Source organism: Bacillus sp. 05T31, assembly GCF_056396725.1.
In genome coordinates this window covers 1-4,818 of the sequence record NZ_JBFTMA010000299.1, presented here as the reverse complement: position 1 = coordinate 4,818, position 4,818 = coordinate 1, and the positions used below count along the sequence as shown (strand labels likewise).

At 36.2% G+C, this 4,818-nt stretch carries 5 protein-coding genes; all 5 read left to right on the top strand.

Annotated elements, in window-relative coordinates; genetic code table 11:
• Positions 1–2,036, top strand: a 2,036-nt coding sequence (locus AC1DJR_RS17460; RefSeq protein ID WP_477003123.1) for a vitamin B12 dependent-methionine synthase activation domain-containing protein, incomplete at its 5' end; no start/stop codon positions are given.
• Between the two features lie 18 nt (positions 2,037–2,054).
• Complete coding sequence (locus AC1DJR_RS17455; RefSeq protein WP_262448886.1) at positions 2,055–3,113, top strand: undecaprenyldiphospho-muramoylpentapeptide beta-N-acetylglucosaminyltransferase; 1,059 nt, start codon at positions 2,055–2,057, stop codon at positions 3,111–3,113.
• 244 nt (positions 3,114–3,357) lie between these two features.
• Positions 3,358–3,600, top strand: a complete 243-nt coding sequence (locus AC1DJR_RS17450; RefSeq protein WP_085960924.1) for a DUF3966 domain-containing protein — start codon at positions 3,358–3,360, stop codon at positions 3,598–3,600.
• 97 nt (positions 3,601–3,697) lie between these two features.
• Positions 3,698–4,075 (top strand): nucleoside 2-deoxyribosyltransferase, encoded by a 378-nt coding sequence (locus AC1DJR_RS17445; protein ID WP_002034029.1) that lies wholly within the window; start codon positions 3,698–3,700, stop codon positions 4,073–4,075.
• A 108-nt stretch (positions 4,076–4,183) separates the two neighbouring features.
• Positions 4,184–4,672 carry a hypothetical protein gene (locus AC1DJR_RS17440; RefSeq protein WP_002015119.1) on the top strand — a complete coding sequence of 163 codons (489 nt, stop codon included), beginning with the start codon at positions 4,184–4,186 and terminating at the stop codon, positions 4,670–4,672.
• Positions 4,673–4,818: the final 146 nt, after the last annotated feature.

Below are 4,818 nucleotides of genomic sequence, written 5' to 3'. Positions count from 1 at the left end.
CAATTGATGAAGATGGTATGGCAGTTAGTGCAGAAAGAAAGATAGAGATTGCTAAAAGAAGCTATGAATTACTAACGAAAAAGTATGGTATACGCCCATCTGATATTATTTTTGATGCGCTTGTGTTTCCTGTAGGAACAGGTGATGAAGAATATATAGGTTCAGCGGCAGCGACTATAGAAGGAATTCGTCTTATTAAAGAAGCGTTACCAGAATGTTTAACGATTCTAGGTGTGAGTAATATATCTTTTGGTTTACCACCAGCTGGACGTGAAGTATTAAACTCTGTCTTTCTATATCATGCAACGAAAGCAGGATTAGATTATGCGATTGTTAATACGGAAAAATTAGAACGCTATGCGTTAATTCCAGAGGAAGAAAAACGTCTTGCGGATGCATTATTATTTGAAACGACGAAAGAGACGTTAGAAAAATTTACAAACTTTTATCGTGTTGCCAAAAAGAAAGATGTCGTTATACAAGAAACGCTAACACTTGATGAACGACTGGCAAATTATATTGTAGAAGGTACGAAGCAAGGACTACAAGAAGATCTAAGTCTCGCGCTTACAGAAGGACGAAAACCGCTGGATATTATTAACGGGCCGCTTATGACAGGAATGGATGAGGTGGGGCGATTATTTAATGGTAATGAGCTTATCGTTGCCGAAGTATTGCAAAGTGCTGAAAGTATGAAAGCTGCCGTAAGTTATTTAGAGCCACATATGGAATCTAGTGAGAGTGCAAAAAAAGGGAAAGTATTATTAGCGACTGTTAAAGGAGACGTACATGATATTGGGAAAAACCTTGTTGAAATTATTTTATCAAATAACGGATATGAAATTATTAATTTAGGAATTAATGTTCGTTCGGATCGAATTGTTCAAGAAGTACAAGAAAAGAAACCTGATATTATTGGCCTTTCTGGTTTGTTAGTAAAATCCGCACAACAAATGGTAACGACTGCTGAAGATTTAAAAGCAGCGAATATTGATATTCCAATTGTTGTAGGTGGTGCAGCACTAACGAGGAAATTTACAGATAATCGTATTTCTCCATCTTATAAAGGGCTCGTATGTTATGCAAGTGATGCAATGACAGGTCTTGATATTATTAACAAATTACAAAAAGAAGAAGAACGTGAAAAGATGAAGCGAGATAAAAAGGAACGCCATCTTCATATTGTGAAACAAGAGGAGAAAAAAATAGAAATTCCCGCAGTTATTGAGCCGTTGCCAAAAGCAACTGTTATGATACCAGATTCGACGAAACGAGTTGTATTACGGGATATTCCTGCCCTTCATCTTGCACCGTTTTTAAATAGACAAATGTTAATTGGACACCATCTTGGGTTAAAAGGAAACGTAAAAAAACTCTTGCAAGAAGGGGATAAAAGAGCACATGAGCTAAATGATTTAATTGATGAATTATTACAAGAAGGACAATCTTGGTTACGCCCAAAAGCGGTGTATCAATTTTTCCCGGCGCAAAGTGATGGACAAAATATAATTATATACGATCCGGAAGATCACACACGTATTATAGAGCGATTTGAATTTCCGAGACAAGGGAAAGCACCATACCGTACTTTAGGAGATTATATACGCCCGATTGGAGATGAGATGGATTATGTCGCTTTCTTATCTGTTACCGTTGGAGAAGGGGTTCGAGATATTGCAGAGGAATGGAAGGCGAAGGGAGATTATTTACGCAGTCATGCGATTCAGTCGTTAGCACTTGAATTAGCAGAAGGACTTGCTGAAAAAACACATATGCTCATTCGTGATCGTTGGGGAATTCCAGATTCACCTGAACTGACGATGGAAGAGAGATTCCGTACAAAATATAGAGGAATACGCGTATCATTTGGTTATCCAGCATGCCCAGAACTTGCTGATCAAGAAAAATTATTTCGCTTAATTCATCCAGAAGAAATAGGTATTTCATTAACAGAAGGATTTATGATGGAGCCAGAAGCGTCCGTAACGGCTATGGTATTTTCTCACCCTGAGGCAAGGTATTTTAGTGTACTATAGTGTAGAAGGGGGAGACGTATGAAAAAAATAGTCTTTACAGGTGGCGGTTCGGCCGGGCATGTAACACCTAATTTAGCAATTATTCCACATTTACAAAAGCAGAACTGGGATATCTCTTATATTGGTTCTCATCAAGGGATTGAGAAAACGATTATAGAAAAAGAAGGAATCCCATACCATAGTATTGCAAGCGGGAAGCTACGTCGTTATTTTGATTTGAAAAATATAAAAGATCCTTTTCTCGTGATGAAGGGTGTTATGGATGCGTACGTAACAATTCGTAAACTAAAACCGGATGTTATTTTTTCAAAAGGTGGTTTCGTATCCGTACCAGTCGTAATAGGAGGGTGGCTAAATAGGGTGCCAGTTTTATTACATGAATCTGATATGACACCTGGACTAGCAAATAAAATTGCGCTCCGTTTTGCCTCGAAAATATTTGTTACATTTGAAGAAGCAGCGAAACATTTACCGAAAGAAAAAGTAATATATACAGGATCGCCTGTACGTGAAGACGTACTAAGAGGAAATCTTGAAAAAGGTTTAAAGTTTCTAGGGTTTTCCCGGAAGAAATCAGTTATTACTGTTATGGGAGGAAGTTTAGGCGCAAAGAAAATTAATGAAACGGTTCGATCGGCACTTCCAGATCTTCTGAAAAATTATCAAATTGTGCATCTTTGCGGAAAAGGAAATCTTGATGAATCCTTACAAAATAAAGAAGGATATAGACAATTTGAATATGTACATGAAGAGTTGCCGGATATATTAGCAGCAACAGATTTTGTTATTTCACGTGCGGGATCCAACGCGATTTTTGAATTTTTAACAATGCAAAAGCCTATGGTTTTAATTCCGTTATCGAAATTTGCAAGCCGTGGAGATCAAATTTTAAATGCTGAATCCTTTAAAAGACAAGGGTATGCATCGGTATTATATGAAGAGGATGTAACGGTGACTGCGCTTATAAAGCATATAGAAGAGCTATCTCATAATAATGAGACGTATAAAACAGCATTAAAAAAATATAATGGAAAAGAAGCGATTAAAACTATCATTCAACATATTTCAGAGGCATGATTAAACAATCATGTCTTTTTTAGTAGGATGAAAGATTCCAAGAATTGATATATTTATGTTACAATAAAGTGAAACTTTAATCAGTGGGGGGGGGCATCCCCACTGATTATTAGCCTTCACCAATCGGGCTTTTACGGGCAGTTAATCCCACATCTAACTTCTTTGCTTTTGCTGAATTTTGAGGTGGGGGTCTTACTGCCCGTTAATGCGGGATAACAAATGGTTAATAGGGAAATTCCAATTGATTAAGCGTGAAAATACGAATGGATTAGGAGTGACTGTGTTGGAGCTAAGTCTCTATGAAAATACTGCACTTATTATATGCTTTGTGTTGTACGTTGGTAGTGTTATTGTTTATATTTCACGGAAATTTTCACAAGAACGAGAGCTTGAAAAATCAGAAATAACAGCTGAACTAGAAATGTTAGCTGATGAAAGTTATAAAAAACAAAAAATAAAAGAAGATCATGAGGCACCCCATCATTGAAACGCAAATAAGTTCTAAGGATGGGGATTTTTTTTGAAAAAATCCCATTAACGCTAAAAAAGGAGTTTCCCCATACATATTTAAGGAGTGAATATAAATGAAATTTTATATTGCTTCAGGATTTCAAAATAAACATCTTGTTCGTTTCGTATCAAGCCAGTTGAAAGAAGTGGGATGGCAGCATACATATGATTGGACGAAAAATGAAAGAGCAACCAATAGAGAACAATTGCAAAAGATTGGTGAAGAAGAACAAGAAGCGATACGAGAAGCTGATGTTTTCTTACTCATACTAGAGGGTGGGAATGGAAGTCATACAGAATTAGGGATGGCAATTGCTTTAGAAAAGAAAATTTATATATATCACAAGGGCAATGAGTTGCAAACGACATTCTACCATTTACGAGAAGTTGATATTTTCGAAGGAGAAATTGAGGGGCTTGTCTCATATATATTGAATAAAGTGGAATGTTAGACGTGGGAATGCAGCGAGAAATATTTYTTGCAAAAAAAGAGTGAAGGTTACCATTAGGCTATTTTGGGCACAGTTATTATAAGTAAAGCATATAAAGGAGTTATAAATATGAAATTAGAAAATGGATGGGAAACAAGTTTTTTAGAGGTTGTACAAAACAGTGAATTTAAGAAAGATGCAATTCTTAGTCAATTGCTTTTTGCGGATAGTGAAGAAGTAGAAGAGCTTGTTGATGATTACGGTTATGAAGAGATTATTGAACGCGAACATGATGATGAGTTAGCAGGAATTTTAGGAGAAGAACTTTTCAGTGAGCTGGAGCGAAACGTATTCTTATCTCCACAGCCAGAAGAAAAACTTATTTCATTCGTAAATGGATTAGGTTTTCATGTATTAGATTGGATTGTGCTTCTTGAAACAGAATTTGGCATTGATAGCGCAAACTTCACATCGGATGCAGTGAAAATGTTAGAAAAGCGCTTTAGACAGTTTCCCTATATAGAAGAGAAGACAATTTTTGATATGACGTTTGAAGAAGCGATGGATGTATTAGAATCTGTTACAGGATTACAGCTGAAGGGGAAAATGAACGTATAATGAAAAAGAACGTGATAGCTTCACGTTCTTTTTTTTTACATAATAATAATTTTATCATCTAGCTTTGTTTGTCCAGTAAGAAGTGCATTTAAATACTCTACTTTTCGTATGCAAGCTTGTATATGTCTTTCAACCTCTTGTAACTC

Coding starts and splice junctions, on each gene's coding strand:
- AC1DJR_RS17455 (WP_262448886.1), top strand. CDS start 2,055: ATGAAAAAAATAGTCTTTACAGGTGGCGGTTCGGCCGGGCATGTAACA.
- AC1DJR_RS17445 (WP_002034029.1), top strand. CDS start 3,698: ATGAAATTTTATATTGCTTCAGGATTTCAAAATAAACATCTTGTTCGT.
- AC1DJR_RS17440 (WP_002015119.1), top strand. CDS start 4,184: ATGAAATTAGAAAATGGATGGGAAACAAGTTTTTTAGAGGTTGTACAA.